General features: G+C 47.3%; 20 protein-coding genes and 8 pseudogenes. 16 read left to right on the top strand and 12 right to left on the bottom strand.

Annotation, left to right across the window (positions count from 1 at the left end):
* Window positions 1-381 precede the first annotated feature (381 nt).
* The 3 genes and pseudogenes from K7R23_RS05990 to K7R23_RS05980 form a co-directional block, all read left to right on the top strand.
* Window positions 382-951, top strand: a complete 570-nt coding sequence (locus K7R23_RS05990; RefSeq protein ID WP_012908046.1) for a type III secrection system effector, WxxxE family — start codon at window positions 382-384, stop codon at window positions 949-951.
* A 223-nt stretch (window positions 952-1,174) separates the two neighbouring features.
* Window positions 1,175-1,495 (top strand): hypothetical protein, encoded by a 321-nt coding sequence (locus K7R23_RS05985; RefSeq protein WP_012908048.1) that lies wholly within the window; start codon window positions 1,175-1,177, stop codon window positions 1,493-1,495.
* A gap of 283 nt (window positions 1,496-1,778) precedes the next feature.
* Window positions 1,779-1,891, top strand: a pseudogene (locus K7R23_RS05980) (IS200/IS605 family transposase); the annotation flags it as partial.
* Window positions 1,892-2,335: 444 nt separating this feature from the next.
* Here K7R23_RS05980 and K7R23_RS05975 read toward each other — a convergent pair.
* Window positions 2,336-2,706, bottom strand: a pseudogene (locus K7R23_RS05975) (IS3 family transposase); the annotation flags it as partial.
* A gap of 48 nt (window positions 2,707-2,754) precedes the next feature.
* Complete coding sequence (gene nleG8 / locus K7R23_RS05970; RefSeq protein WP_012908051.1) at window positions 2,755-3,396, bottom strand: E3 ubiquitin-protein ligase NleG8; 642 nt, start codon at window positions 3,394-3,396, stop codon at window positions 2,755-2,757.
* A 301-nt stretch (window positions 3,397-3,697) separates the two neighbouring features.
* Here nleG8 and K7R23_RS05965 point away from each other — a divergent pair, with 301 nt between their 5' ends.
* Together K7R23_RS05965 and K7R23_RS05960 are read left to right on the top strand one after the other, a co-directional pair.
* Window positions 3,698-4,144, top strand: coding sequence for a type III secrection system effector, WxxxE family (locus K7R23_RS05965; protein ID WP_232796112.1), 447 nt, complete (start codon window positions 3,698-3,700; stop codon window positions 4,142-4,144).
* A 584-nt stretch (window positions 4,145-4,728) separates the two neighbouring features.
* Window positions 4,729-5,922, top strand: a pseudogene (locus K7R23_RS05960) (IS4 family transposase).
* A gap of 122 nt (window positions 5,923-6,044) precedes the next feature.
* Here the strand turns inward: K7R23_RS05960 and K7R23_RS05955 are convergent.
* Window positions 6,045-6,404, bottom strand: a complete 360-nt coding sequence (locus tag K7R23_RS05955) for a S24 family peptidase (protein WP_012908053.1) — start codon at window positions 6,402-6,404, stop codon at window positions 6,045-6,047.
* Window positions 6,405-6,493: 89 nt separating this feature from the next.
* Here K7R23_RS05955 and K7R23_RS25920 point away from each other — a divergent pair.
* From K7R23_RS25920 to nepI, 8 genes and pseudogenes are all read left to right on the top strand, one after another.
* Window positions 6,494-6,595: pseudogene (locus K7R23_RS25920) on the top strand (protein traI); the annotation flags it as partial.
* Between the two features lie 304 nt (window positions 6,596-6,899).
* Window positions 6,900-7,472 carry a hypothetical protein gene (locus tag K7R23_RS05950; RefSeq protein WP_012908055.1) on the top strand — a complete coding sequence of 191 codons (573 nt, stop codon included), beginning with the start codon at window positions 6,900-6,902 and terminating at the stop codon, window positions 7,470-7,472.
* Window positions 7,473-7,505: 33 nt separating this feature from the next.
* Entirely contained in the window at window positions 7,506-8,726 is a 1,221-nt protein-coding gene (locus K7R23_RS05945; RefSeq protein WP_012908056.1) for an HlyD family secretion protein, read from the top strand.
* Window position 8,727: 1 nt separating this feature from the next.
* A complete protein-coding gene (locus tag K7R23_RS05940; protein WP_012908057.1) occupies window positions 8,728-10,881 on the top strand; it encodes a peptidase domain-containing ABC transporter in 2,154 nt (717 codons plus the stop codon).
* Window positions 10,882-10,975: 94 nt separating this feature from the next.
* A pseudogene (gene traX / locus K7R23_RS05935) lies at window positions 10,976-11,594 on the top strand (type-F conjugative transfer system pilin acetylase TraX).
* Window positions 11,595-11,648: 54 nt separating this feature from the next.
* Window positions 11,649-12,201, top strand: a pseudogene (locus K7R23_RS05930) (fertility inhibition protein FinO).
* Between the two features lie 967 nt (window positions 12,202-13,168).
* Window positions 13,169-13,534, top strand: a pseudogene (locus K7R23_RS05925) (DUF1198 family protein); the annotation flags it as partial.
* Window positions 13,535-13,710: 176 nt separating this feature from the next.
* Window positions 13,711-14,904, top strand: a complete 1,194-nt coding sequence (nepI, locus tag K7R23_RS05920) for a purine ribonucleoside efflux pump NepI (protein WP_012908061.1) — start codon at window positions 13,711-13,713, stop codon at window positions 14,902-14,904.
* Window positions 14,905-15,000: 96 nt separating this feature from the next.
* On the opposite strand, the gene K7R23_RS05915 is transcribed toward nepI, so the two are convergent.
* The 5 genes from K7R23_RS05915 to K7R23_RS05895 all read right to left on the bottom strand — a co-directional run bounded on the left by K7R23_RS05915 (window position 15,001) and on the right by K7R23_RS05895 (window position 19,954).
* The gene (locus K7R23_RS05915) at window positions 15,001-16,377 is read right to left on the bottom strand and encodes a carbohydrate porin (protein WP_012908062.1); all 1,377 of its coding nucleotides are present in this window, start codon (window positions 16,375-16,377) and stop codon (window positions 15,001-15,003) included.
* Between the two features lie 198 nt (window positions 16,378-16,575).
* Complete coding sequence (locus tag K7R23_RS05910; RefSeq protein ID WP_012908063.1) at window positions 16,576-16,878, bottom strand: PTS lactose/cellobiose transporter subunit IIA; 303 nt, start codon at window positions 16,876-16,878, stop codon at window positions 16,576-16,578.
* 12 nt (window positions 16,879-16,890) lie between these two features.
* The gene (locus K7R23_RS05905; RefSeq protein ID WP_012908064.1) at window positions 16,891-18,273 is read right to left on the bottom strand and encodes a glycoside hydrolase family 1 protein; all 1,383 of its coding nucleotides are present in this window, start codon (window positions 18,271-18,273) and stop codon (window positions 16,891-16,893) included.
* A gap of 20 nt (window positions 18,274-18,293) precedes the next feature.
* Window positions 18,294-19,625: a PTS cellobiose transporter subunit IIC gene (locus K7R23_RS05900; protein ID WP_012908065.1), complete on the bottom strand. Its 1,332-nt coding sequence runs from the start codon at window positions 19,623-19,625 to the stop codon at window positions 18,294-18,296.
* Between the two features lie 14 nt (window positions 19,626-19,639).
* On the bottom strand, window positions 19,640-19,954 hold the full coding sequence (locus K7R23_RS05895; protein ID WP_012908066.1) for a PTS sugar transporter subunit IIB: 315 nt from the start codon (window positions 19,952-19,954) through the stop codon (window positions 19,640-19,642).
* A 290-nt stretch (window positions 19,955-20,244) separates the two neighbouring features.
* Here K7R23_RS05895 and K7R23_RS05890 point away from each other — a divergent pair, with 290 nt between their 5' ends.
* Window positions 20,245-21,201 (top strand): LacI family DNA-binding transcriptional regulator, encoded by a 957-nt coding sequence (locus tag K7R23_RS05890; protein WP_012908067.1) that lies wholly within the window; start codon window positions 20,245-20,247, stop codon window positions 21,199-21,201.
* Between the two features lie 35 nt (window positions 21,202-21,236).
* Here K7R23_RS05890 and K7R23_RS05885 read toward each other — a convergent pair.
* A pseudogene (locus tag K7R23_RS05885) lies at window positions 21,237-21,347 on the bottom strand (YicS family protein); the annotation flags it as partial.
* A gap of 91 nt (window positions 21,348-21,438) precedes the next feature.
* On the opposite strand from K7R23_RS05885, the gene K7R23_RS05880 reads away from it, so the two are divergent.
* Window positions 21,439-21,855, top strand: a complete 417-nt coding sequence (locus tag K7R23_RS05880) for a GNAT family N-acetyltransferase (protein ID WP_012908068.1) — start codon at window positions 21,439-21,441, stop codon at window positions 21,853-21,855.
* Between the two features lie 50 nt (window positions 21,856-21,905).
* Here the strand turns inward: K7R23_RS05880 and K7R23_RS05875 are convergent, their stop codons facing one another.
* Window positions 21,906-22,808, bottom strand: a complete 903-nt coding sequence (locus K7R23_RS05875) for a carboxylate/amino acid/amine transporter (RefSeq protein ID WP_012908069.1) — start codon at window positions 22,806-22,808, stop codon at window positions 21,906-21,908.
* A gap of 191 nt (window positions 22,809-22,999) precedes the next feature.
* Between K7R23_RS05875 and K7R23_RS05870 the strand changes: the two genes are divergently transcribed.
* The gene (locus K7R23_RS05870; RefSeq protein ID WP_012908070.1) at window positions 23,000-23,521 is read left to right on the top strand and encodes an anti-virulence regulator CigR family protein; all 522 of its coding nucleotides are present in this window, start codon (window positions 23,000-23,002) and stop codon (window positions 23,519-23,521) included.
* A gap of 46 nt (window positions 23,522-23,567) precedes the next feature.
* Here the strand turns inward: K7R23_RS05870 and K7R23_RS05865 are convergent, their stop codons facing one another.
* Window positions 23,568-24,086 carry a fimbrial protein gene (locus tag K7R23_RS05865; RefSeq protein ID WP_012908071.1) on the bottom strand — a complete coding sequence of 173 codons (519 nt, stop codon included), beginning with the start codon at window positions 24,084-24,086 and terminating at the stop codon, window positions 23,568-23,570.
* Window positions 24,079-24,522: a fimbrial protein gene (locus K7R23_RS05860; RefSeq protein WP_231851583.1), complete on the bottom strand. Its 444-nt coding sequence runs from the start codon at window positions 24,520-24,522 to the stop codon at window positions 24,079-24,081. Before K7R23_RS05860 ends, K7R23_RS05865 begins: the two co-directional genes overlap by 8 nt.
* Between the last annotated feature and the right edge of the window lie 56 nt (window positions 24,523-24,578).

Genomic DNA, 24,578 nt, shown 5'->3' with positions numbered 1-24,578 from the left:
CAATAAGTGCTTACATACAATGCAGAGAGATCAGAAACTGATAACAGGCCTTAATCGTTGCCCAATGGAAGTTGTTGTAACCAGACCTGCCCGGAGCGCTTTGCCCGTCTGGATATTCTATGGCTGGTTGAGTGTAGATCATTGTGGTGAGCGGTAGAGGACATTTCTGCCCAAAAATACAGTCTGTGTAATATATGATATAAAATTAAAAAAGAAACTATTTTAATCATTAAAAATAACTAATGAAAAACTTAAAAAAGATTGATGTATTTCTTTTTGTGAGGTGTTGTAATATAAAATAAAAGGAGATAAAGGTATCAATTAAAACCGGATAAATCTATAGCAGACAATATACCAGTTCATGCAGGGAGGATACATAGTATGCCGGGAACAATAAGCTCCAGTGGTTTTGGGTTTAGCATCGCAAAGCAGCCTCACTCTTCCGGACAAAAAACGGTGATAGATGGTTTCTTTTTAGGAACGAGGAAAATCTCATTCTCTTATCTCAGACTGGAAAGCGAGTTAATGCAGTGTATCAACCTGAAAAACGAAGGAAAAATGAATGAGTGGATGAGGGAAGAATGTATTTGCTTTGTTTCTCGGGACGTCAATAAACAACTGGATATTTTTGCTAAAAATAACCAGACAACCATACCTGGATGTGTCCGGGAACGTGTTTTCCAGCGCGCAAGTTTTCATTGCGGTTTCTCGCTGGATGTAAGATGTGCTCAGACATCCACTCATCACATGATTTTAAATAGCCTGTATTTTCAGAAAAAAATGGATACACTTTTCGGCTCAGCAGATGTGGAAGTCAGGAATCAGTGTGTCCGTACAGCTTTAAGCAGTCTTGCTGATATTTTCTTTGAGAGAAATGTTAATAGTATTGATATGAATAAGTTCCGCGATAAGGTTTATGATGCTATTGTTCAGGAGGCTCAGAGAACCTAAAAAACATTCAATTGCAATTCAAATGATATTTTTATGTTTTTTTTGCTCTCAAATGAGATGAGTGGTAAAGGGGGGGAGAGGGTGTATTTTAAAATAAATAGTCTTTATTGGATTTTTATTGCTCTGGTTCTGTTGATTATACGCTACGCTATTGTTTATAACATGACCATGAGGTATCATCATATATCCAAGGATGTTTAGTTTTTAAGAGGAGTGAGCTGATATGTCTCTTGTTAATTTATTTGGTGGTCGTGCTATGAGCCTGAGCCCGGCGTTTATACAGACTGTTCAGTCAAGAGCCATTACGACAGGATGTGCACATATAAAGGTTGGTGGATGTTGTTATTCCGTTTCTCATGTTAAATCCCTGGATGGATTCTGTGTCCAGTCTATCGGCAATCGTGGGTTATTGGGTCGTTTATTGGGACGCAGTGGGGGGGGCGAGGGTAGAGTTGCTGCTTTGGAATTGCAGTTTAATCAAAACCGAAACCCAATAAAAGCACATAATGAATACATAAGTAAAATATTCGAAAGCAGCATATAATAACGCTGAAGAAAAATCAACGTTCCGAAAAATGCTGAGTAATATGATTTGTGCTCAGAGGTTTTTGTGTTGTCTCCGGGCAATAACGACAGGCCAGTACATGCTGGCCTGAGTAATTATGTCTGATGAGTGCTGCTGTTTTATCTCCGTAAGGCGTCAGTTGAACTCTCCACTGGTTCTCTTGCATAAATTGCGTCAGAGAGGATAATATTCCATCATTAATTATATAAAGGGTTATACTGGTTTTGTCTATATTAGACACGGAAGGCACTGTGTTTTTAAGATGCATGTCTATTTGGTCTTTGTGACGAAGTGTCGCCGCAGAGTATTCGATGGCGACGCCATCAACTATTGTGCATGATATTTGACAGGATCTGCACTGACTTCGAGGTGCAAGCAAATACCCCATTAACCCTGAGGACGGCTACATCGTCCGCGCTATCCTTTCCCGTCCTGAACGGCGGGGCTTGCCGCGCACATGGTCATAATTTAGCCTGGTATTTTCACCATCGTCGCATAGATTGCGGATATCAACTATTGTGATTTCGTTTGGGGTAACTCGAAAATCAGTAGAGTAATCTTGATTTTTTTGTGGGATGTTTATTAAAAATACTTCTGTATGATGAATCCCCATGTGCGGAGGGGGCTAAATGATCGAGTTTTAGGACTCGTGACGAGTTCAGTTTATTCATTACTGAACTCAGCATGGGCATCATGCGTACATCACTAACGTTCTTCTATCTCATCATTTTCCCTGTGATGCGCATAGCGCAGATTTTTTTCTTCTGATTGCAGGGAGATGCTACTACCCACGTAATGTGGACACAGCCCTAAGCGAGGTGGACTGACCCCGCCACAGCTACTGTGACGATGCCAGCGATTGTAATCGCATTCAATATAATTAAATACCGTCGTCCGTATTATTTCCCGACTGATAAAGCGTTCACCGTGGATGCATTCGACTTTCAATGAGTGGAAGAAGCTTTCCGCACAGGCATTATCGTAGCAACAGCCCTTTGCACTCATGCTCCCGCGCAGATTATACCGCTTCAGCAAAGCCTGATAATCCGCTGAACAATACAGGCCTCCGCGACGATGACATTTTGTGGTCGCTTACGCCGCCACAGCGCCATCTGTAGCGCATCGCAGGCAAGCTGTGCCGTTATCCGTGACGACATCGACCAGCCGATAACAGCACGTGACCAAAGATTTGTCTACGGGCGTGGGCTCAGCCCACACCATTAACGTATCGAAATCACTCAAAGACGCGTATCCGACCTGGGTAATATGCAGAAGTGTTGTTCTGTCGTATTAAAATTGCATTCTTCTTTGTGGACAATCATTCCCGGTGTAAAAGCTTCACGGCTGAGTGGATGTGAAGCATTGCGCCGGAGCATTTCAGTCAGGGCACTTATATCATATAAAGAACAGACTTTTGAGCACCGTGCATTTTTGACAAAAACACCTGTTTCTGGGACACATAGCGTTATCGGACAACTCAGATGCAGCACACTGCAGGGAAAGTCTCCTGGATTAACGGAAAATGCATAAGAGTTAACTCTACTCTGAACTTCATTTCTGACACTTTCCTGCAAAGGCGGAGCTGAACTGGTTTGCTCTATATATTGACTGAATGCCTGCAGAAAAGAACTCCCTCCGTTAAGCTGTCTCTCCAGGCTTTCAGCGAGTCGACGATGCCTCCGCTCCCCAATGCGATCCAGAAAACTGCCCGGAATGGGCTCCACACTAAATCCGTCCATAAATGAAATATGATGAAGCCGCAGACTACGGCTTCCCACAAGAAGCACATCACTCTGATTGCTTCTTGCTACATTACGTAACGCCTCCACTTCACTTTCTGGCAATATTCTTCCATTTGAGAAATTTAACATAATAGGCATATGTTTTCCTTTTAAATTACTAACAAAAAATAAACAATAATAAATGCAATAAACGCATTAGGGAAATAAAATTCATTACATCATCCTTTACGTAATGATTTTTTTCCGCTAACATAACCATAAGCTTGCTATATTGTAAATACAGACAAATAAAGGAATTACTATGCCAGCGAATATATCAGGAAGCTCTTTCAGTTCTTTGGGGATCAATTTTTCTAGGAAGTCGTCCTGCTGGGGAAGAACTGAAGAGGTTCTGAAATGCACAATGGGGGGCAGAAGTGTCAGTTTCTCTACTGATCATATGAATAAACAGATTCTGAGTACGGTTTCCCGGCAGAGCACTAAAGATCTTTTAGCATGGAAAAAAGATGAAAAAGTAATTTATCCATCACGATTAGTCAATATTGGAATTGATAAGTATTGCGCTGAAAATAACACAAACGTTACTGGAAGGGTTCGACAAAGAGTTTTTGCTATGATATCTAAGGATTTTGGCATCAAATTAGATGCCCGCTCAGCACAAAGTTCTATAAATCATATCATAACCGGAAATGGCTCTTTTGGTAAAAAAACAGCCTCTCTTTGTGAGGGCATGGACAGAGGTGTGAAGAATAAGGCTGCAGATATGTTGGCAAATCAGCTAGCAGACATATTTTTCGAGAAAAATATCAGTCAGGATATTAACATTAAAAAACTTCAGAATGACGTAAAAAGATATATTATTATGGCAAATGCCATGTCGGCATAATAATTATCTTTAATATTATATTATAAATATTGACTACAACCCGGGAAGAACGTCACTAACAGGCGTTCTTCCTGTAATTAAATTCAGGTCTATAAAATTTTTATGCAACTGGCTGCGCATAATTATATTTTCAAATTAAGAAGCTATCTTAATAGAATATAAAGATAGTTTTCTCTCATTAGAGCATTAATTTTAATCACCTGATATATATTCTATAACACAGCTATAGTATCTGGATGCTGTCAACCTTCACCGGAAGGCGGTCCCCAAATTGTGCTGTGTGAAAAATTACTTTGTTACAGGGCGGGAGGGCTGTACCTGTCAGAATTCACATAACGCCCCCCTTCCTATTCTTGCAGGCCTGTTCTGGCATTACCCCATTTCTCCCAAAAACCGTCAAACAGCCCTTAGCCCGCGTCATTATTGGCTTCAGCGTGACCCGCAGCTAAAAAAGGATCTTTTACGTATTTGGTTTTACCCGCAATAATGCGCTGAGGAATCCCCAGTAATGGGCGGGTGAAAAAAGACAGGCACAGAGTTTTGTGATCTACTGATTGTGCAACCAATTCAATGAGATCACCTCTATGCCTGCTTATCAAGTATGTCAGAATTTCTTCCGCGATACCTTAGCTCCGTTTCACAAATACCGACAAAATGCTTTACTGGATGCCACCCTTGCTTTAATCAACGGTGCATCACTGACGCTGACCAGTATCGGACGTTATTTACCCGGCACTGCTCAGGTCAAAAATAAAATCAAACGCGTTGATCGCCTGCTGGGTAATGAATCACTCCATTCTGATATTCCTCTGATTTTCAAAGGCATTATTACCATGCTGACGCAAAAATTATCGCTGTGTGTTATTGCTGTTGACTGGAGTGGTTATCCGTCTCAGGAATACCATGTTCTCCGCGCCATCCTGCTCTGTGACGGACGCTCACTTCCCCTGCTAAGCTGGATAGTCCCGTCAGAAAAACAACAGAACTCGCAGATATAAAAAGACTTCCTGGATGCCCTTGCCGGGGCGGTAAACCCGAAGGCCAGAGTCATAATCATTACTAATGCGGGCTTCCAGAACGCATGGTTCCGGCATATCAGGTCACTCGGCCGGGATTTTATTGGTCGCGTCAGGGGGAATATCCAGATGCGGCTGAACAGCAAAGGGGAGTGCTGGTTCAGGCGTCAGGAATTACAGGCCAGCAGCAAACCGAAATATCTGGGGTCGGGTACACCTGCGCAGGCCGAATATGCCCGGTGTGATGGTCATTTTTATCTGCACAGGAAAGAACCGAAAGGCCGGAAACACCGGCACTCAAGGTGCCGTATAAAACGGAAATCTCAGGCTCAGGACGGGCGTTCTTCAGCAAAAGACCCGTGGCTTATCTTCAGCAGCTCAGACGATTTTAAGCCACGTGAAATCATGAAGTTATATAGTCGTCGTATGCAGATAGAGCAGAACTTCCGGGATGAGAAAAGCGAACGCTTCGGGTTCGGGCTACGGGCGAGTTACAGCCGTTCAGCGGGAAGAATGCTGGTGCTGAGTCTGCTGGCAACGCTGAGTACAATAGCGCTGTGGCTTATTGGCTATCATGCTGAACATAAAGGATTACACCTGAGATACCAGGCCAACAGTATTAAATCGCGGCGGGTAATCTCGTATCTGACGTTAGCGGAGAATATCTTACGACACTCTCCGCTGATTTTAAGGCGAACGGTGCTGAGCACCGTTCTTAACCACCTCGCCAGAACTTACAGGAATATGGTGCTGGTTTATTAGCGCTGATTTAGTGGGGATCCCTCAGCGCAATAATGCGGGATAAGACAACAAAGGATACGCGCGCTGCGATTTATTGTGATGGCTTTAGTCCAGAATAACTGTATCCATAATCAGTGCGTGCGCTACGTGAAAAATAGCCGATGAACAACATCATTGGCTGGGTTCATCGGCAACAGAGCGACACGGGGCTTAAGCTGCAGACGTTTAACTGTAAATTCGCCGTCTGTTTCTGCGATAACGATATCCCCTTGCTGCGGTTTAACCAGTAGATCGCCGGAATGCAACCCCTTATTCCTCATTGAGTCGCCGATCGCGCGAACAAAATATGTCGCGCTGGGACGTCGGATACACCAGGCGTTCAGGTCCAGTTCTTCTTCTGTGTAATCAGCAGCAGGCGACGGAAATCCAGCAAGACAATGTTCTGTAAACAGAGGTGCAGTGAACAAAGCTGGTTCCGTTGCTGAGGTGACGAAAATTAACATGGCATACTCCTTAATATGCCTATGTATATATACAGTTAGTACTGGGAGACAGGTAGAGATCAAGGGGTGAAAGTCCCCGACCATTGAAGGACCAGCAAGCTACGTTGCCGGAGAGTGTTCTGCGTGAACCACAGCGGGAGCGGGATATGGTCCGTGAGCTGAAGAAAGAGAAAACCTTGGGCGGAGACTGATGCAGGAAGACAAACCACTAAGGTGACGAATAATAAAATACGTAATAATCCACGGGCTGCCATGAAATTATCAGCCTGCAACTTATAGTGGGTTATATGATTTTTTAAAGTTTTGTTCGTACTCTGTAAAGTAAGGTTATGGATACTCATTAGTGCTATTTTAATATATATTAAATTATCTTATTTTTGTGTTTTTACAATGAGAAACATCCATTTATAATCAGAAAAAAAATATTCCTTGAAAAATGATTATAAATTCGTAGTTTCATAAGTGGTGTGACATAACTTAAGTAAAGGTGAGAGAATGAAAGAGCTAAACAGAGAGGATTGTAAAAAAATATATGGCTGCGGTATAAACATTGCGCCAGCATTACGTGGACTTGGAGAGTTCGGTGAAGATTTTGCCCATGGAGCAGAAGGGGGGGTTCAGCTGGCTGATGCGCTGGGATTGTTTGAGCCTCCGGAGAAATCCACACCAAAATACACAACAGACCCACAATTATTGAGTCTGGATGTCAATATTGCGAATACTTACATGCATGAGATGCAGACGCACACCGGTAGCGATCAAATCACGGATAATATGCGTGAAGATGCTATTCATAATTTACAGAATGATGGGCGGGTTTATTTTAATCCCGTATCAAATCATTTTGAAGCTCTGGGCGGTACGCCAGCTGAAGGGGCGTTTTCTGCTGATGAAATTAAAGATCCTGATGTAAAACAGTTCATTGAACAGGGCATGAATAAAGACATCCAGGATGTGCATTCTTCTGACGCATCAGTAGCGCAGAATGCTCTTGAATCTATACAGAACAGCACAAGAGAAGGCGCTTATCATTTTTCTGTAGAACAAAATAAATTTGTCGTTGGATAATATGATAGAGGGGGATTCCCCCTCTTAAAAATCATGCAAAAATTTATTGAGAAAAATTATCGCTCTGATTTTGGTGACGTGATTGTAACCACCACGTATTCTCAGCGTGTTATTATTATATGCTCACTTTTTATTTTTATTTGTGTCCTTCTGTTTATGTCTTTTGCAGAATACACGCAAAAAAGGGATGTTAACGGAATTGTTTATCCTGATAAAGGTATTGTCAATATTAAAAGTAAACAGTCAGGCACTTTATCAGCACTTTATATAAATGGTGGTGATTATATTAATACTGGCGAAAAATTGCTTGCAATCGATGCATCTTCATCAACTCATTATTTCAGAAATAACGAAGAAAATTATCGTGAGATGCTTTCAAAATTAAGAGGGATTAGTAGCAGTGAAACACAGGCTAATATAAAAACTCTGGATGCCAAAAAAAAATTAACAGAGGAGCAGATTGCTCAAACCAGAAACAGTATTGCGATTATGACGAGTCAAATCAGATTACTCGATGCAGCGATACATTCTCAGCAAGTAACATTTAATAGAATCCAAGATGCTTATAAAAAGAAGTATGTTTCAGATATTGAGAAAAACAATGCTGAGATGCAGTTAGTTGATAAAAAAATGCAGCGGCAATCGCTTAATAATGAAATTTTATCCAGAGAAGGACAAATTATAACTCTCAAAAAGGAATTGGATGATACCATTGACAGAATCAAAAATATTCAGAATGAAGATAAGAAAGAGAGTCTCCAGTCATTAATGAAAATGTATGGTATTGCTTCAGATACAGAGTCTGTCCTCCGTGCACCTGTTGCGGGTAAAATTGCAGAAATTGTAGAAAGAACAGGTCGTTTTGTTAACGCAGGTGATACTATACTGACAGTTATCCCACAAGGCAGTGTAAACCAGATTGTATCCTTTATATCACCGGAGCTCATTGGTGAAATAAAAAAAGGTACGCGAGTGGCGCTGAAATATGATTCTTATCCCTATCAGCGTTTTGGGGTTGAATATGGTATTATCATTGATATATCCAGGGTCCCACTTCAGCCTGAAGATATCTATACAAACTTTGGACTCAAACTTGAAAATTCCTGTTTCAGGGTTGTAATTAAAATTACTGAGCGAAAGGAAAAGATTACTGTTATTCCAGGTATGAGTCTTAAAGTTGAAATACCTACCAGAAAAGCATCAATCATTAAATGGATATTCCCTTTTTTCAGAGATAAGAATGTAGATATATAATATGCTCGAACAGAATATTTTTTTTAAAAAAAGACATCTGCCACTTATATTTCAGACGGAAAGAACAGATTGCGCTCTTTCATGTATCGCTATGGTTGCTAATTTTCATGGCATTCCATTAAATCTGACGGAACTGAAGAGTATTTATCCTCAATATAAAAAGGGAATGAACCTGAATGATGTCTATGACATTCTTTCTTTTGCAGGAATGAATGTGAGAGTATTATCTGTTGATAATGATGAGCTAGGGAAAGTGATATTGCCATGTATACTTCACTGGAATTGTGACCATTTTGTTGTTTTGAAAAAAATAAAAAAAGGTAAATTTATCATTCATGATCCAGAAAAAGGCTTGCTTAAACTTGGTCATGTAAAATTCTTTGATCATTTTACAGGTATTGTTGTTGAGTCCGTTCCCGGTCTTGTCATTACGGATTCTTCATCAACATATCTGCTTCCCGGTAGAGACAAGAGTTATACAGTCTCTAAAAATTTGAAATTTTTCTTCTCATTGCTCAGGCAGTGTCAGTCACCTGTTTATTTTATACTGATATTATTATTTATCATCGAGTTTATTAATATTTGTTTACCACAGGTGACACAACTAATCATAGATGATGTTATTGTAAATAGTGATATGCATCTACTGATTGTCGCGACATCAGGTTACTTCCTGCTCAGTCTGATACAGTTAGTCGTAAGTTCTGCCAAGGACGGTATCCTGATATGGATGACCGCTCAGCTCGGATATCAACTTCCTCTCAGCTTTTACAATAAATTAATGGAATTACCTGTCTCCTTTTTTAACTCAAGAACGCTTGGGGACCTAATATCAAGATTTGATTCGGTTGATATTATAAAAAACACTACAACGACTCAGTTACTTGCTACCGTACTGGACTCTATCATGGTATCAGCATCATTTATTATGTTGATGATTTATGATAGGTCTTTAACATTAATAGTGGTAATTATGCTATTTCTTTATGTTCTCACTAAACTTTTTTCGTATAAAGTTTATAAATATTGTAATGTGAGCACGCTCAAATCAAGAGCGAGGCAGCAGGGTGCTGTTATTGAAAGTGTTAAGAACCATCAACTTTTAAAATTGTATTCTGAATGTAGGGGCGTCAGAGGAAACTTTACTCAGAGCCTTGTGGATGTGGTAAATAATCAAGCTAAAGTAGGTTATATTCAGATCGTTTTTACCGGAGCGAATTTATTTTTGTCCTCTTTGAAAAATGTTTCCATTTTGTATTTTGGAGGTGCTCAGGTTATGTCGGGAAATTTTAGTATTGGTATGTTGGTTGCTTTTATTTCATACTCTGAACAATTTTGCCGTCGCTCAATGAAAATCATTGATTTCATGATGCAGGGTTATATGTCCGGAGCTCACATTGAACGCATCAATGAAGTCATAACAGCCAGCCCGGAGACTGAGTTTCTTACACAATCGTCTTTTTTCAAATCTGTGAATGGAGTTTCTCTGGAATTAAGTAACCTCTCTTTTACTTATTCTGCCACATCTGAAATTTTATCCAGTGTATCATTTAAGCTGGAACCTGGTGAAACATTATTAGTTTCCGGTAAATCGGGCTGTGGTAAAAGTACTCTGGTAAAAATAATTCTTGGCCTGTTACCGCCATCCGGAGGACGTATTATCTGTAATAATATGAATATTACGAAACATACTATTCAATCTTTCAGAAAAATCACTGGTACAGTTTTACAGGGAGATACACTCCTTAGTGGTTCTCTGCTTTATAATATTGCCTTTGATAATACAGTTCCTCTTGATGATGTTGTTCACATTACAAAAGGGCTGGGAATACATGACGTAATAAATAGCTTACCTATGGGTTATTATTCCCAAGTAACTGATATTAATGCATTTTTGTCCGTTGGTCAGATTCAGCGTATATTACTTGCCAGGGCTATATACAGAAAACCAGCTTTGCTAATCCTTGATGAAGCAACGAGTAATCTTGACCGTGAATCTGAAATGCAAGTTATTGACTACATTGCTACCCTTCCATGCACAAAAATTATCATAAGCCATAAGGGCGAGGCACTATGCATTGCAGATAAGATTTTGTCACTCGATAGATCAGAGTCATATTGCAAGTACAATATGTACAAAAAAAATTGTTCATAACTATAGCTTAGCTATGTATGAGTATGTAGCAAGGAACAAAAGAATGGAGAACATGAACAATACGGCCGGAACTTCCATGAGGGGCCGGAAGTGACTGAACCGTCTGCTGCTCTGGTCACCCTGTCAGCGGGATGTCATCAAAAGCGTGGCAGTGGTGCTGATGGTACTGGACCACATCAATCTGATATTCCAGCTTAAGCAGGACTGGATATTTCTGGCCGGGCGGGGCGCGTTTCCGCTGTTTGCCCTCGTATGGAGGCTGAATCTGTCCCGCCATGAATATATCCGACAGTCCGCCGTTAACCGGTTGTGGGGCTGGGCGGTGATTGCCCAGTTCGCGTATTACGTGGCCGGTTTACCGTGGTATCAGAGCAATATCCTGTTTGCCTTTGCCGTGGCGGCCCAGGTGCTCAGGTGGTGTGAAACCCGCTCGCGCTTCGCTCCCTGGTAGCTGTGATACTGGTTGAGGCATGACAGCCCCTGTCTCAGACCAGTTATGGCATTCCGGGGCTGCTGCTACTGGCGGTCAGCTAACGGCTGTACCGGGCGGAGGACCTGACGGAGCCGATGGCGCTGTCGGGGCTGTTGGTCACGGGCGTGACGGTATGGCTGATTTCCCTGACGGCCAGAACCCTGCCCCGGTCATGGCCCGGGGATTTTTCCCGGTGTTTTACATTCTGCATCTGACAGTGCTGGGCATTCTGGCCCTGTAACGTGTGTGGTATCTTTGGCCGTAATAGATGGATTTGGCAGGGGCAGGGTACAGCATGACAGAGCAGAAACGACCGGTACTGACACTGAAACGGAAGGGGAAATACCCGCCCGCAGCCGTTAAACTATCATTAACGTCACCACGCCCCCAAAGTGGAAGGTGAAGAAACAGCAGCTGGATGACAGGGCAGCCTGGGAAGCGGAGCGGGCAGAAAAACGGGCCCGGGCCAGAAAGGAACTGCCCATCTACTTGCGGCTTCAGTCAGTGGAGGAGGCTGTCAGTACACTGAAACCCTATTGGCCGGAATTGTTTGAGGGCAATGTGTCACGGTTACTGGCCTGCTGTATCCGGGAAATGCTGTATGAGGATATGGAAGCGCGCGGAATACCGCTGTCGCACAAGAGATAATCCGGGCTCTGAAGGCCATCACGCGCTCAGAGGGTTACCTGAACGCCATGAAGGCTGGTGCCTGCCGGTACAGTCCTGACGGCTATGTGACGGCTCATATCACAGCGGAAGAAGAGGCATATGCCGTGAATAAACTGGAGAAAATTCACCAGCAGAACCGAAAGAAGGCGGAGCTGATGGCTGTGCTGGAAGGGAAGTAAAAAAAGGGCCTTCGGCATCACGGGAGAAGGCCATTAGCAAGAAGCGTTGCTGCAAACAATAAACGCTTTCCCAACCCGAGAGGGAAAGAAGTATTCTGCCACAGGATGTTTTTCAGGTGAAGGGAGGTTAGAGGAATGGACAGGGGGAGGGGATATTCCCGCCGGGGAACCGTACTACTGTACCAGCATGTCGGCAGTCTGGCGGTACGGACAGAGCTGAAAGGGGCATTTCAGGACGGTCGCTGCCGCGTGGCTACGGGTGGCAGTAATGGCGCCCTGTGCAAGATGGCGGCGGTTTGCGCAGAGGCGGGCACGGTACTACCGGCAGCGGGGCCGGCGAAAGGGGTAACGAAAAAAGACCTCCGCCAGAGCGGAGGCATGAGTATGACAATATTATACATTTTCATCGTAATCTCAGTAGGCTCAGGATACAGCGTGGCATAAACTGTGGAGATGATTGGGACTACAGTTATCTTAATCGGATGTTTTTTTAGTATAAATTAGCACTGTTGATTTTTATGTGATTGATATAATGCATAATTCTACACAGAATCTTTCTTTTTTTGCTTTCAAGGCAATAATTCTTGTCATTTTTTCTTCAGATCCGAAAACTTCAAAAAATATACATAACAGCGAGAAATGAACAATTATTATTGTTACTCAGGAGACACTCTAATCTGAAGTGCGGCATGATGATCACCAATGACATTAGTGCTTCTGACTATAGCCTTCGCGTTTATTTTAACTGTTGCGTCTGATGAATTAGTATGTTGCGCTGTTTCACCCGTTAAGTCGACTGGTTGAGAATCCGCCGAAATGCAAAAAACAAGGTCATTTTCTTTATCTGTACGCATACAATTTTTGCTATCAGTCAAGACTCTCTGTCCTTTATAGGATACGTTCACCTTGGCGTTATGGGTACAATAAATATGAGCACTGACTTCGGTGCTTTTTTCTTTTATATCTGCGTTTAAGCGAACGTCTGGGTATTGATGTTGTACCGGTGGAATCGATGATCGATCAGATGGGAAAAGCGCAGGGCGAGGCGTTTTTGCAGTATCTGCACCGTCCCGACGAGTCGCATCTGCAAAACGCCGCGCAGATTTTACTGATCTGGCAAATTGTCGTGGTGGACGGCAGTGAGGAAAATCTGAGCCGCTGGCATCGTTTGTTGCAGAAGGCCCGGCTGGCGACGCCGATTACCGACGCACAGGTGCGCCTGGCGATCGGCTACCTGCGAGAGATGGAGCCGGATATGCCGGAGATTAACGCTTTTCAGCTGCGCTACAACGCGCTGTTTCAGCCAGAAGGGTCCGTTCGCTGGCTGCACTGAACGGCGACTGCGCCTGAGCGCCGGATGGCGGCGAAACGCCTTATCCGGCCAGCCGGGTAAGTCCCGCATCGTTCATCGCTTCTGACGGATAATAGTTGCCAAAACGTTAAGTTAGTCACAAATAAAATGTTACACTGCGTGACTTTTCCACAAAAACACCACGCAGGTAGCAAATAATGAGTGAATGTATCGAAGAAAAAGCCCGCGCTGAGGGTGTTGCTCGTCCTAACTGGTCGGCGGTATTTGCCGTGGCGTTCTGTGTCGCTTGCCTGATTACCGTTGAGTTTTTGCCGGTTAGTCTGCTGACGCCAATGGCCCAGGATCTGGGTATTACCGAAGGTGTGGCCGGGCAGTCGGTAACCGTTACGGCGTTTGTCGCGATGTTCGCCAGCCTGTTCATCACCCAAATTATTCAGGCGACCGATCGCCGCTACGTGGTGATTCTGTTTTCTGTGCTTCTGACGCTTTCCTGCCTGCTGGTATCCTTTGCTAATTCGTTCACCCTGCTGCTGCTCGGGCGCGCCTGTCTCGGGCTGGCGCTCGGCGGGTTCTGGGCGATGTCGGCGTCGCTGACGATGCGTCTGGTGCCGCCGCGTACGGTGCCGAAAGCGCTGTCGGTCATTTTTGGCGCGGTTTCTGTCGCGCTGGTGATTGCCGCGCCGCTGGGCAGTTTTTTAGGCGGGCTCATCGGCTGGCGCAACGTCTTTAACGCCGCGGCGGTGATGGGCGTGCTGTGCACTATCTGGATTGTGAAATCGCTGCCGTCGCTGCCCGGCGAGTCATCGCGCCACAAGCAAAATATGTTCAGCCTGCTTAATCGCCCCGGCGTGATGGCGGGGATGATCGCTATCTTTATGTCTTTCGCCGGGCAGTTTGCCTTCTTCACCTATATCCGCCCGGTGTATATGAACCTGGCGGGATTTGATGTCGATGGTCTGACGCTGGTGCTGCTGAGCTTTGGTATTGCCAGCTTTGTCGGCACCTCGCTGTCGTCTTTTATCCTTAAACGTTCGGTTAAGCTCGCGCTCGCCGGAGCGCCGCTGGTGCTGGCGGTGAGTGCGCTGGTGCTGACGTTGTGGGGCGGTGATAAAGTCGTGGCGGCAGGCATTGCGATTGTCTGGGGACTGGCGTTTGCGCTGGTGCCGGTGGGCTGGTCGACGTGGATCACCCGCTCGCTTGCCGATCAGGCAGAAAAAGCGGGATCCGTGCAGGTCGCCGTGATCCAGCTTGCCAATACCTGCGGGGCAGCGGTGGGAGGTTATGCGCTCGATAACCTCGGCCTGCTGTCGCCCCTGATGCTCTCCGGCAGTCTGATGCTGCTGACGGCGCTTCTGGTGGCAGCGAAAGTTCGCATAAAGGGTATGCAGTAATCACAGTCCTTATTGCCCGATGGCGCTTCGCTTATCGGGCCTGGGGCTTGGGTAAAACGTTAACGCCGCCATCCGGCAACACGCACCTTTCTTCTGTCAGAACCACGCTTCCCACATTGCGCCGATATTGAAATCGTCCAGGGTTTCGTCATTCGTACCGTTGACGCGCGCGGTATGGTCGTTGTCGACTTTGCCGCCGGTGACGTAGAAGCGCAGCATTGGACGGAACTCCGGCCCCATCGCGATCGACATATTCTGCGACAGCGTCAGCTTCCAGCCTTTGTTATCGCCGCCGGTATCATAGTCGACGCGCTGATAGCCTGCTTCCAGCCAGGTGGAGTGGACGTCGTTCCAGAAGTACATTGGACGCACGATCGCGCCGTAGTTCTTGCGGTTCTCGCTCCGATCGACGCTGTTGTCGTAATCATGAAACGCCAGCAAATATTCCACCTGCGCCTGCTGGGTGAATTTATGGCTGCCTTCGAAGCTGGCGTATACCGTGGTCAGATCGTCGGTTTTGTTATAGACGCTGTTGTCTGAGTTATCGGAATAGCGGGCAATCACTTTATTTACGCCGCTGTCGTTGGTGTGGCTTACCACAAACGCCCCCTGCCAGGCTTTCAGGCGCTCGTCGCTGTCGACGGCTTTCGAGTCGAAACCGTAGTTGGCGTAAATTTCCAGATCCAGCGGACCGAGCTTCATGCCGTGAACTTTGGAGGTGATGGCGTAGTTGCCCTTATCGCCGGTTCCGGAGCCGCCGGTACAGGTGATGCGCGACGGGTTGGCTTCATCCTCCATCACTTCCGGGCTGCACGATTCCACCGCTGCCACGGCGGCCAGGTCAAACTGCACGCCGCCAATGTCAAAGTTCTTCACCCCGGCGCCCTGGCCGTCGTGGTTCATCCAGAAGTAGTCGTTGATACCCTGCTGCGGACGTTGATGGAAGTCGCGACCTGCCCAGATATAAGCGTTTGGATTGGAGGCCAGCACGTTAGTCACCCCGGCATAGGCCTTTTTGAGGTTCACCTCGTCGCCCCAGTGGTCGATCATGACGTTGATGTCCCAGATAGCGCCGTTATCGCTTTTGAAGGCTTTGGATAGCTGGAATTCACCGCCGTTACTTTCGTTGCCCAGACGACCAATCGCCGAAGCGCCGTTATAGGAGCCGTCAACGCCAACGTATTTCTGATCGCCGCTCTGGAAGTGTGCGCCGTAGCGCGCATAGCCGCTGAACTTCACGCCGAACGGGATCGCCATATCCGGCGACTGGGCGGCGCTTTGCGGTTCGTTAATGACATCGGTTTTTTTCGCCGCCGCCGCGTCCATTTTCGCCTGACGTTCCGCCAGCGCTTTATCGACGGCTTTGGCGACAATGGCGTCGATCTGTTCCTGAGTAAACTCCTGTGCGAGCACAGATATCGGGCAAAGCGCGGCCACGACCGCCAGCGTTACTGGAAGTTTTTTAATGTTCATGGTTATCTCATTTACACTTTATCCTTCAGTTTGCTTTATGCATTCCGAACAGATGTGTATTAATTTATTTTAAGATAATAACCATCCCGTCTCGGTTTATTTGCTATCACCAAAACAAGTTGATCTGTTATTTATAGGTCAAGGTACAGAAGGTATTTATTTATTCGTAATGGCGTCTCCGGTTTTAATTTTCTGAAATTAGCGTTGATACAGATGAATAATTTCTTCTGACAGCTCGCGGGCTAACAGCGAGGTCATTAAATGATCCTGCGCATGCACCATAATTAACGTCATCGGTTGCCGGGCTTCCCCGGCATCCTGTTCGATCAATTTGGTTTGCATGTGATGAGCCTGACGCGCATAGCCGTCAGCCTCACGAAGCAGGCTTTTTGCCTCGTCAAAATTGCCGGCGCGTGCGGCGTGCAGCGCCTCGAAGCACAGGCTACGGGACTGCCCGGCGTTGACGATGATTTCCATTACCGCTTCTTCTAATGCAATCATAATAGTCTCTTATTAATCGAATCCATTACTGGCGGCAGTTTTCGCAAACCACTCGCCGCTCTTTTTCACCGTTCGTTTTTGCGTGTCTAAATCTAACTGCACAAAACCGTAGCGGTTTTTATAGGCATTCAGCCATGACCAGTTATCAATAAATGTCCACATATGGTAGCCGAGGCAGTTGCAGCCTTCGCTAATTCCCTTATGCAGCCATTTAAGATGTTCACTGACAAATTCAATACGGTAGCTGTCGTTAATTTGCCCGTCCTGAATAAAGCGTTGCTCATTCTCCACCCCCATGCCGTTTTCAGAAATAAAGCAGCGTGGGTTACCGTAATTATCCCGCAGGTTAGTAATAATATCGTAAATACCCGGCTCATAAATTTCCCAGCCGCGATAGGGGTTCATTTTACGCCCCGGCATTTCGTAATAATCAAATAACCACTCCGGCATAAACGGCGCGTTAGGATTGACGGCGCTGTCACGGCACTTCACGCGGCGCGGCTGGTAGTAGTTGATCCCCAACAGATCGATTTTACCGTCGGCGATCAGCTGTGCATCGTCCGGCTGGCAGGCCGGAAGCTGATCGTACTCTTTCAGCAGCGCCACCAGATCCGCCGGGTATTCGCCTTTCAGCACCGGGTCGAGGAAGCTGCGGTTAAACAGCAGATCCGCATGGTGCGCGGCCTGCATATCCGCCGGGTTTTGCGAACGCGGGTAAGACGGCGTCAGATTGAGCACGATGCCGATCTCACCTGCATAATTTCCGGCGCGATACGCACGAACCGCGACCGAATGGGCCAGCACGGTGTGGTACGCCACGGTGGCGGCGCGTTTGAAGTCCACGATATTCGGATAATGGAAGTCATACAGATAGCCGCCTTCCACCGGAACAATCGGCTCGTTAAAGGTGAACCAGTGCTTCACCCGGTTGCCGAACAGCTCGAAACAGGTTTGCGCGTAGCGGCCAAACGCCTCCACCACTTCGCGGTTTTCCCAGCCGCCTTTTTCCTGCATTACCATCGGCATATCGAAGTGGAACAGGGTAATAAACGGCGTGATGTCCTGCGCCAGCAGTTCGTCGATAACGTTGTTATAAAAGGCCACCGCTTCAGGATTCACTTCGCCGGTGCTGTCCGGGATCAGACGCGTCCAGCTAATCGACGTGCGAAAACTGTTATGGTTTAACTGCTTAAGCAGCGCGATGTCCTGCTTCCAGTGCTGATAAAAGGTTGATGTCTTCGCCGGGCCAACCCCCTGATGGAAACGGCCTGGCTGGCGATCGAACCACACATCCCATGTGGTCTGGCTTTTGCCGCCGTTCAGGCTATCCCCTTCGGTTTGCAGCGCTGAGCAGGCGCTGCCCCACCAGAAGTTTTCAGGAAAACGGTATCTCATTGTTCTGACTCCTTGATTCATTATGAGTTGCTACGGGCTGTATTCGCCACGGAGACGGCATCCTGCGCTTTTTGCTCCTCTGTTTTCAGCAGCGAGCGTTCATAAGCGCGCAGGAACGGAAGGTAAATCAGCGCCGACATCACCATACAGATAAGACACATCACCACCGGACTGAAGGTCCAGTTCGCCGCCCACGATGCGCCAATCGGCGCGGGTGTGGTCCATGGCGTCAGCGACACCACCTGCGACAGCCAGCCCAGACGGGTGGCGGTATAAGCCAGTACGGCGTTGATCATCGGTACGAAAACGAACGGGATAAACAGCATTGGATTCATGATGATCGGCGCACCGAACAGGATAGGCTCATTAATATTAAAGAAACTAGGCACAATTCCCATTTTTCCGATTGTGCGCAGGTGCGTCACACGGCTGCGCAGCAGCAGGAAGGCCAGCGGCAGGGTGGAACCTACGCCGCCGATCAGCAGGTAGTGATCCCAGAATCCTTGTAAATAGACGTGCGGCAGCGCGGCGCCCGCCGCCAGCGCGGCCTGGTTGGCGGAGAGGTTAGCCATCCAGAACGGGTTCATGATGCCGGTGACAATCAGCGCGCCGTGGATTCCGGCAAACCAGAAAATCTGGCACAGCAGGACGGAAAGTAAAATAGCGGGCAGTGAATCTGACGCCGATACCAGCGGCTCCAGCAAATGCATAATCGCCTGCGGAATGATCATGCCAGTTTGCGCTTCGATAAACAGATTCAGCGGATGCAGGGTGGCGATAACCACCAGGACCGGAATCAGGATCTCAAACGAGCGGGCGACGCCGGTCGGCACCTCTTTCGGCAGGCGGATGGTCACGTTGTGCTGCTTCAGCCAGGCATAGACGCGGGTGGAATAAATCGCGGCGATCAGCGCGGTGAAAATTCCCTGGCCGGAGAGATACTGGGTGGAAATTTTACCGTCGGCATACGGGGCGGCGACCAGTAAAAAGGCCATAAACGCCAGCAGGCCGGACATTATCGGATCGAGATTAAACTGGCGGCCCAGACTGGCGCCGATGCCTGTGGAGATGAAGAACGTCATAACGCCCATGCTGAGGTTAAACGGCAGCATCAACTGTTCACGATACGTGGCGGAGAAATCGAGCCAGCCACGGGCAAAGCTGTTGGTGGTTTCGGCAGAAAACGGCGGGAAGATAAACACCAGCATAAAGGAACCGATGATCATAAACGGCAACGCCGCGGTAAACCCGTCACGAATCGCAATCACGTACTTCTGCTGGCCCAGTTTACCGGCAAGTGGTGTGATGGATTGTTCTATGACAGCAACCATTGACTGATATAACGAACTCATAATGACAACACCTTCTAGTGTGTCGCTTCAATCAGCGACAGGGCATAATCCAGCACTTTGTCACCGCGTTGCATTCCGTAATCCAGCATATCGATGGCTTGTACGGGGATGCCCTGGGTGGCAGCCTTCTCTGAGAGCGTATTAAGCATGTATCTTACTTGGGGACCGAGCAGCACCACCTGGTAATTTGGAAACTGAATGTCAAATTCGGAAACACCATATGCGTCAATCTGCACGGGCAACTCCCGCGCTTTCGCCGCCTCGACCATTTTGCCAACCAGCAGACTCGTGGACATCCCTGCGGAACAACACAACATAATCCTGAACATCTTTAACCATCCTTAAAGGTAAAAACGTAGTGTGCGGTTGATTTGATATCATACGGAAACCGGTTTCCATTTGGAGAAAACGGAACTGTGACGCTCATCAAGAACTTATTCTTATAAGACTAATTATTTGGATTTGGCTCACAATTTCTCCGGAAAAATGTCTTTTTGAGTGGAAACGGAAAATCGGTTTCCATGAAAAACGGAAACGGCTATACTGCGGGTGGCGATTATTTGAGCCAAAATTAATGATGGGATTGGAGGAGCCAGGCGGGCTCCGTCAGGGGAGAATGATGTCTACTATCAACGATGTATCGCGTTTGGCCGGCGTGTCGAAAGCCACGGTGTCGCGCGTGTTGAGCGGATCGCGTGGCGTGAAGGAAGCCAGTCGTCTTGCCGTTTTGAAAGCGGTGGATGAGCTTAACTATCGCCCCAATGTGATTGCCCAGTCGCTGTTAAGCCAGAGCACCGGCTGTATCGGCGTGATATGCGCCCAGGACAACATCAACCAGACCACGGGCTATCTGTATGCGCTGGAAAAACACCTGAGCCAGCATCAAAAGCACCTGCTGCTCCGCTTCGCCAATACCAGAGCGGAAGTGATGAACGCACTTGATGAGCTGAGCTGCGGCCTGTGTGACGATGTGCTGATCATCGGCGCGCGGTTTCCGCTGAGTATCCATCAGGAGAACGTCATTCTGGTCGATTGTCTGGAGGCTGGCGACGACGTAAACAGCATTCAGTTTGACCACGCCTTTGCCACTGAAACCGCCTGTAATTACCTGATCAGCCAGAATCGTCGCCAGATTGCGCTGATCCATCCTCATGGAATGGGCTTCTCCGAGCAGGTGCTGCTGGGCTATAAGCATGCGCTGGAAAAAAACTTTTTGCCGTTTAACCGCAACCTGGTGTTTATGGAGGCGACCTCTTCGTCGGTCGCGCTGCAGGAGCTGCTGAATAACGCATCGACGCTTAACTTTAACGCGCTGCTGGTGGCGGACGAACAGCAGGCGCAGCGGGTGATCCCGCAGTTGCAGGCCTTTAATAAGTCGGTGCCGGAAGACATTATGGTCTTCAGCCTGGCAGGCTCGCTGCATCTGCCGGGCATTCCCACCATTCCGGCAATCGAATATTCTATGGACGCTATGGCGGCGCGTATTGTCGGCTGGCTTAACGAAAAAACCCGCAATATGCTGGGATCGTATGTTTTACGCGGCGACTTAATTATTCCGGACGTTCGCCAGCGTTAATGACGATAAACGGGCGTGAAGCGAGGGCTTCACGCCTACATATCCGGGCACTCCACCTTGCCGAGCGCTTCCCAGTAGTTATTCTGATTATTCCTCTCTATCGCCACAATCGCTTCGTGGATATGCTGTTGATTGCCTTCTTTTGAGGTAATGATTCAGGTGCACGACTCATTCAGCTACCCGTGCTAATGTTTGAACGACATTAAGCCGGACGTTGTATTTTTTCAGGAGGATCAGATGCAGATATGGGTTACGGATACGGTTACCGAAAACGATCAGAACGTACTGCTCACCGGGTTACGCGCATACAATCTCCAGTTCCTGAAAACGACCCACTTTGGCGATCTGGCGGTTTACTGGCGTGATGAGCATGAGGCGATCAAAGGGGGGCTGATTGGCGAAATCAAAGGTGAGTGGCTGTGTATAAAATACCTGTGGATGGATGAATCGTTGCGCAGAGGCGGCTACGGCAGACAGCTGATGCAGGCAGCGGAACAGGCGGCGCAGGAGCGAGGCTGCCGTCACGCGCTGGTGGATACCATGAGTTTTCAGGCGCTGCCGTTTTATCAAAAAAACGGCTATCAGCTGCAAATGACCCTCGATAATTTCCCGCAAGAAGGCGCAGCCAGACATTATTTAACCAGGACATTTTGATGACCGGACGAGAAGGTCATGTCTGGTGAAGGTTGAACAGTTCCCTGCCGTTACGCCGCTCTGGCGCGGCGGCGGGAGTCCATTGAAATCAACACGACTGACGAGAGGATCAGCAGCGTACCCAGCCAGTCCGGCAGGGTAAAGGTGATGCCCAGCAGCAATAGCGACAGTAGCGCGCTACTCAGTGGTTCTGCGCAGCTCAAAATGCTCGCTTTCGGCCCGCCAATCAGCTGCGCGCCCTTCAGATACAGGCTGAACGTCAGCGACGTGCCAATCACCACCAGATAGAAAAACGCCAGTATCAGGCTGCCGTTCACCACAAAATTTGTTCCCTCGCCAGCATAAAACGGTAGCAGAAGCATCCCGCCGATTAACATGCTCCAGCCGACAATCGGCAGGGTACCGTAGCGGGCGATCAGCGTGGAAGGGTAAGTAGTATAAAACGCGGCGGCGAACGCCGAAGCGATTCCCCAGAACAGCGCAGCGGGAGAGATGGATAACGACGTTGGATCGCCGTGCGTGACCAGTAAAAACGTACCAAAAAGCGAGGTGAGAATCGCCGTCAGCACCAGCGCGCCAGGCCGCGATTTACGCATCACCGCAAACCACGCGACGATGATGGTCGGGGACAGAAATTGCAGCACCGTGGCGGTCGCGGCGTTTGATTTTTCGATGGTCAGCAGGAAAGTAAGCTGTACGGTCAGCGCGCCCACCACGGAGAACAGCAGCAGGCTGAGGGCGTCCTGACGATGTTTAACGATGGCAAAAATTTTGTCGCCATGTACGAAAGAGAGCGTCAGCAAAATCAGCCCGGCGAATATTAGACGCGTCATGGTCAGAAACGGCGACGACATCTGGCTCTGCTCCATAATATATTGCGCGCAGACGCCGGAACTTCCCCATAATACTGCGGCAACCAGGACGTTCAGCATTCCCTTTCTGGTAGAGCCCATGTTTTCCTCTGCATAACTTTTCGCACTGTTTTGCCGTCATGATAGCAGAGAAGCACCGGCGGTTTATCATTCACATAACGGATTGTTTAATCACCTGCGTTATATGTCTGCAAACCAGGAATCCAGGACATTGCACCTTTCTTTACCGCGTTCTATGGTGAAAACAGATCAACAGCAGGAAGGAACAGGTCATGGGTAAGCGTCGTGGTTTTACGGCTGTGCTGGCCACTCTGGTTTCTCTCTCCCTGTTTGCCGCGCCTGTCATGGCAAACCCGGGTAATGGAAATGGAAATGGAAACGGTAACGGCGGCGGCCATGGTAACAGTAGTGCAAATCATGGAAATAAAGGCAACCAGGGAAATAACGGACACAAAGGAAATGCCGGTGAGAAAAAGAACGCCTCTTCCGATCACCGTAAAAATTACGGTAAACCCGATCATGTAGAGGCCGATATCAGTTTTGCGACCGCACGCCACCTGGCGGTGAACTACGGCCTGACGGGCTATGATTCGTTACCGCCGGGCATTGCGAAGAACCTGGCGCGCGGTAAACCGCTTCCTCCGGGCATCGCGAAGAAAACCGTACCGGCTTCTATGCTGGGCGAACTGCCTTACTATCCGGGATATGAATGGAAAATGGTTGGCAACGATCTGGTGTTGATTGCGCTCAGTACTGCGGTGGTGACGGCGATTATTAACGGGGTGTTTGATTGATTTATCCAAAAGCCGGGGGATTTCCCCGGCTTGTGTTTATACCATCTTAATAATAGGTAAATGTCACCGGCAAGCTGGCGGTATAACTCCCGGCAGGAATCGTGCCTGTATGGGAAGAAACTCTGGCCAATAAGGTGCCATCAAACTGCTTTTGATTTACAAGAAAAGGCGCTTTACTCAGCTCGACCGGCGTCCCGAATTCAACTGCTCCTCCGCCTTTCTTCCATGACAAGGTAATATCAACCATATTATTTGACGTAGTGAGTTTCGAATTACTGCCCCCAGTCAGGGTAACTTCAAATTTGGTGATGTCACTGACACAGTCAATCACAATGGGAACTTCAACGTTGTTATCGCCTAATAGGGCACCTGAAGTTGTGATCAGAGGAAGTTGTACGGTTTCAGGCAGCCCAAGCCCGTTATTAACTTGGCATTGAGGATTAGTGACCTGCATCGTAATGGGAAGCGTTGCGCTTGCCTTTTGTGCGGCATAATTGTTAAAAGCCGTTGATGCGCTAATCAGTCCCATAAGCAACGGGAAAAAAAGACATGTCCTGTCAATCATAGGTCACCTCGACAGTCAGGCTTGTTGATATGTTCCCAGCCTGGATCGTTTCACTTGGAATTTTTTGAGGTAGCAGCTGAAACTGACCAAGCGTTTCACTATTATTATTTAATGCGGTTAATGTGGGTGTAAAAGACTTATTAAAATCTTGCGACGTAAAATCCGTGCTGGCTGAATTTTTCCAGGACAACGCAAGCCCAACGCCGGTTAAGCCCGTTTTCATCAGACTGGCGTTGCTCGCAGAAATGCCAGCAGCTGGTGCAAACTTTATTGAAATCCCCGTTGCTGGCCAACTGCAAGAGATATTCAAATCGACTGTCTGTGGCGTTGTCGCGTTATTTTCAAACTGATTTAAACTAATTTTTTGAAAGTTAAGATTTGCCGGAGAAAGTGATAATGTGCAAGTATTTAAGGCTAACTCAGCGTTTATAGCCACTCTCCTCTGCACTGATTTCGACGCGGATGCGTTATGCAATGAAAAAAATATTAAAA

It is taken from the genome of Citrobacter rodentium NBRC 105723 = DSM 16636, assembly GCF_021278985.1.
Taxonomy (GTDB): domain Bacteria; phylum Pseudomonadota; class Gammaproteobacteria; order Enterobacterales; family Enterobacteriaceae; genus Citrobacter_A; species Citrobacter_A rodentium.
The sequence above is the reverse complement of the archived record's forward strand: the minus strand, read 5'-3'. Positions and strand labels throughout refer to the sequence as shown.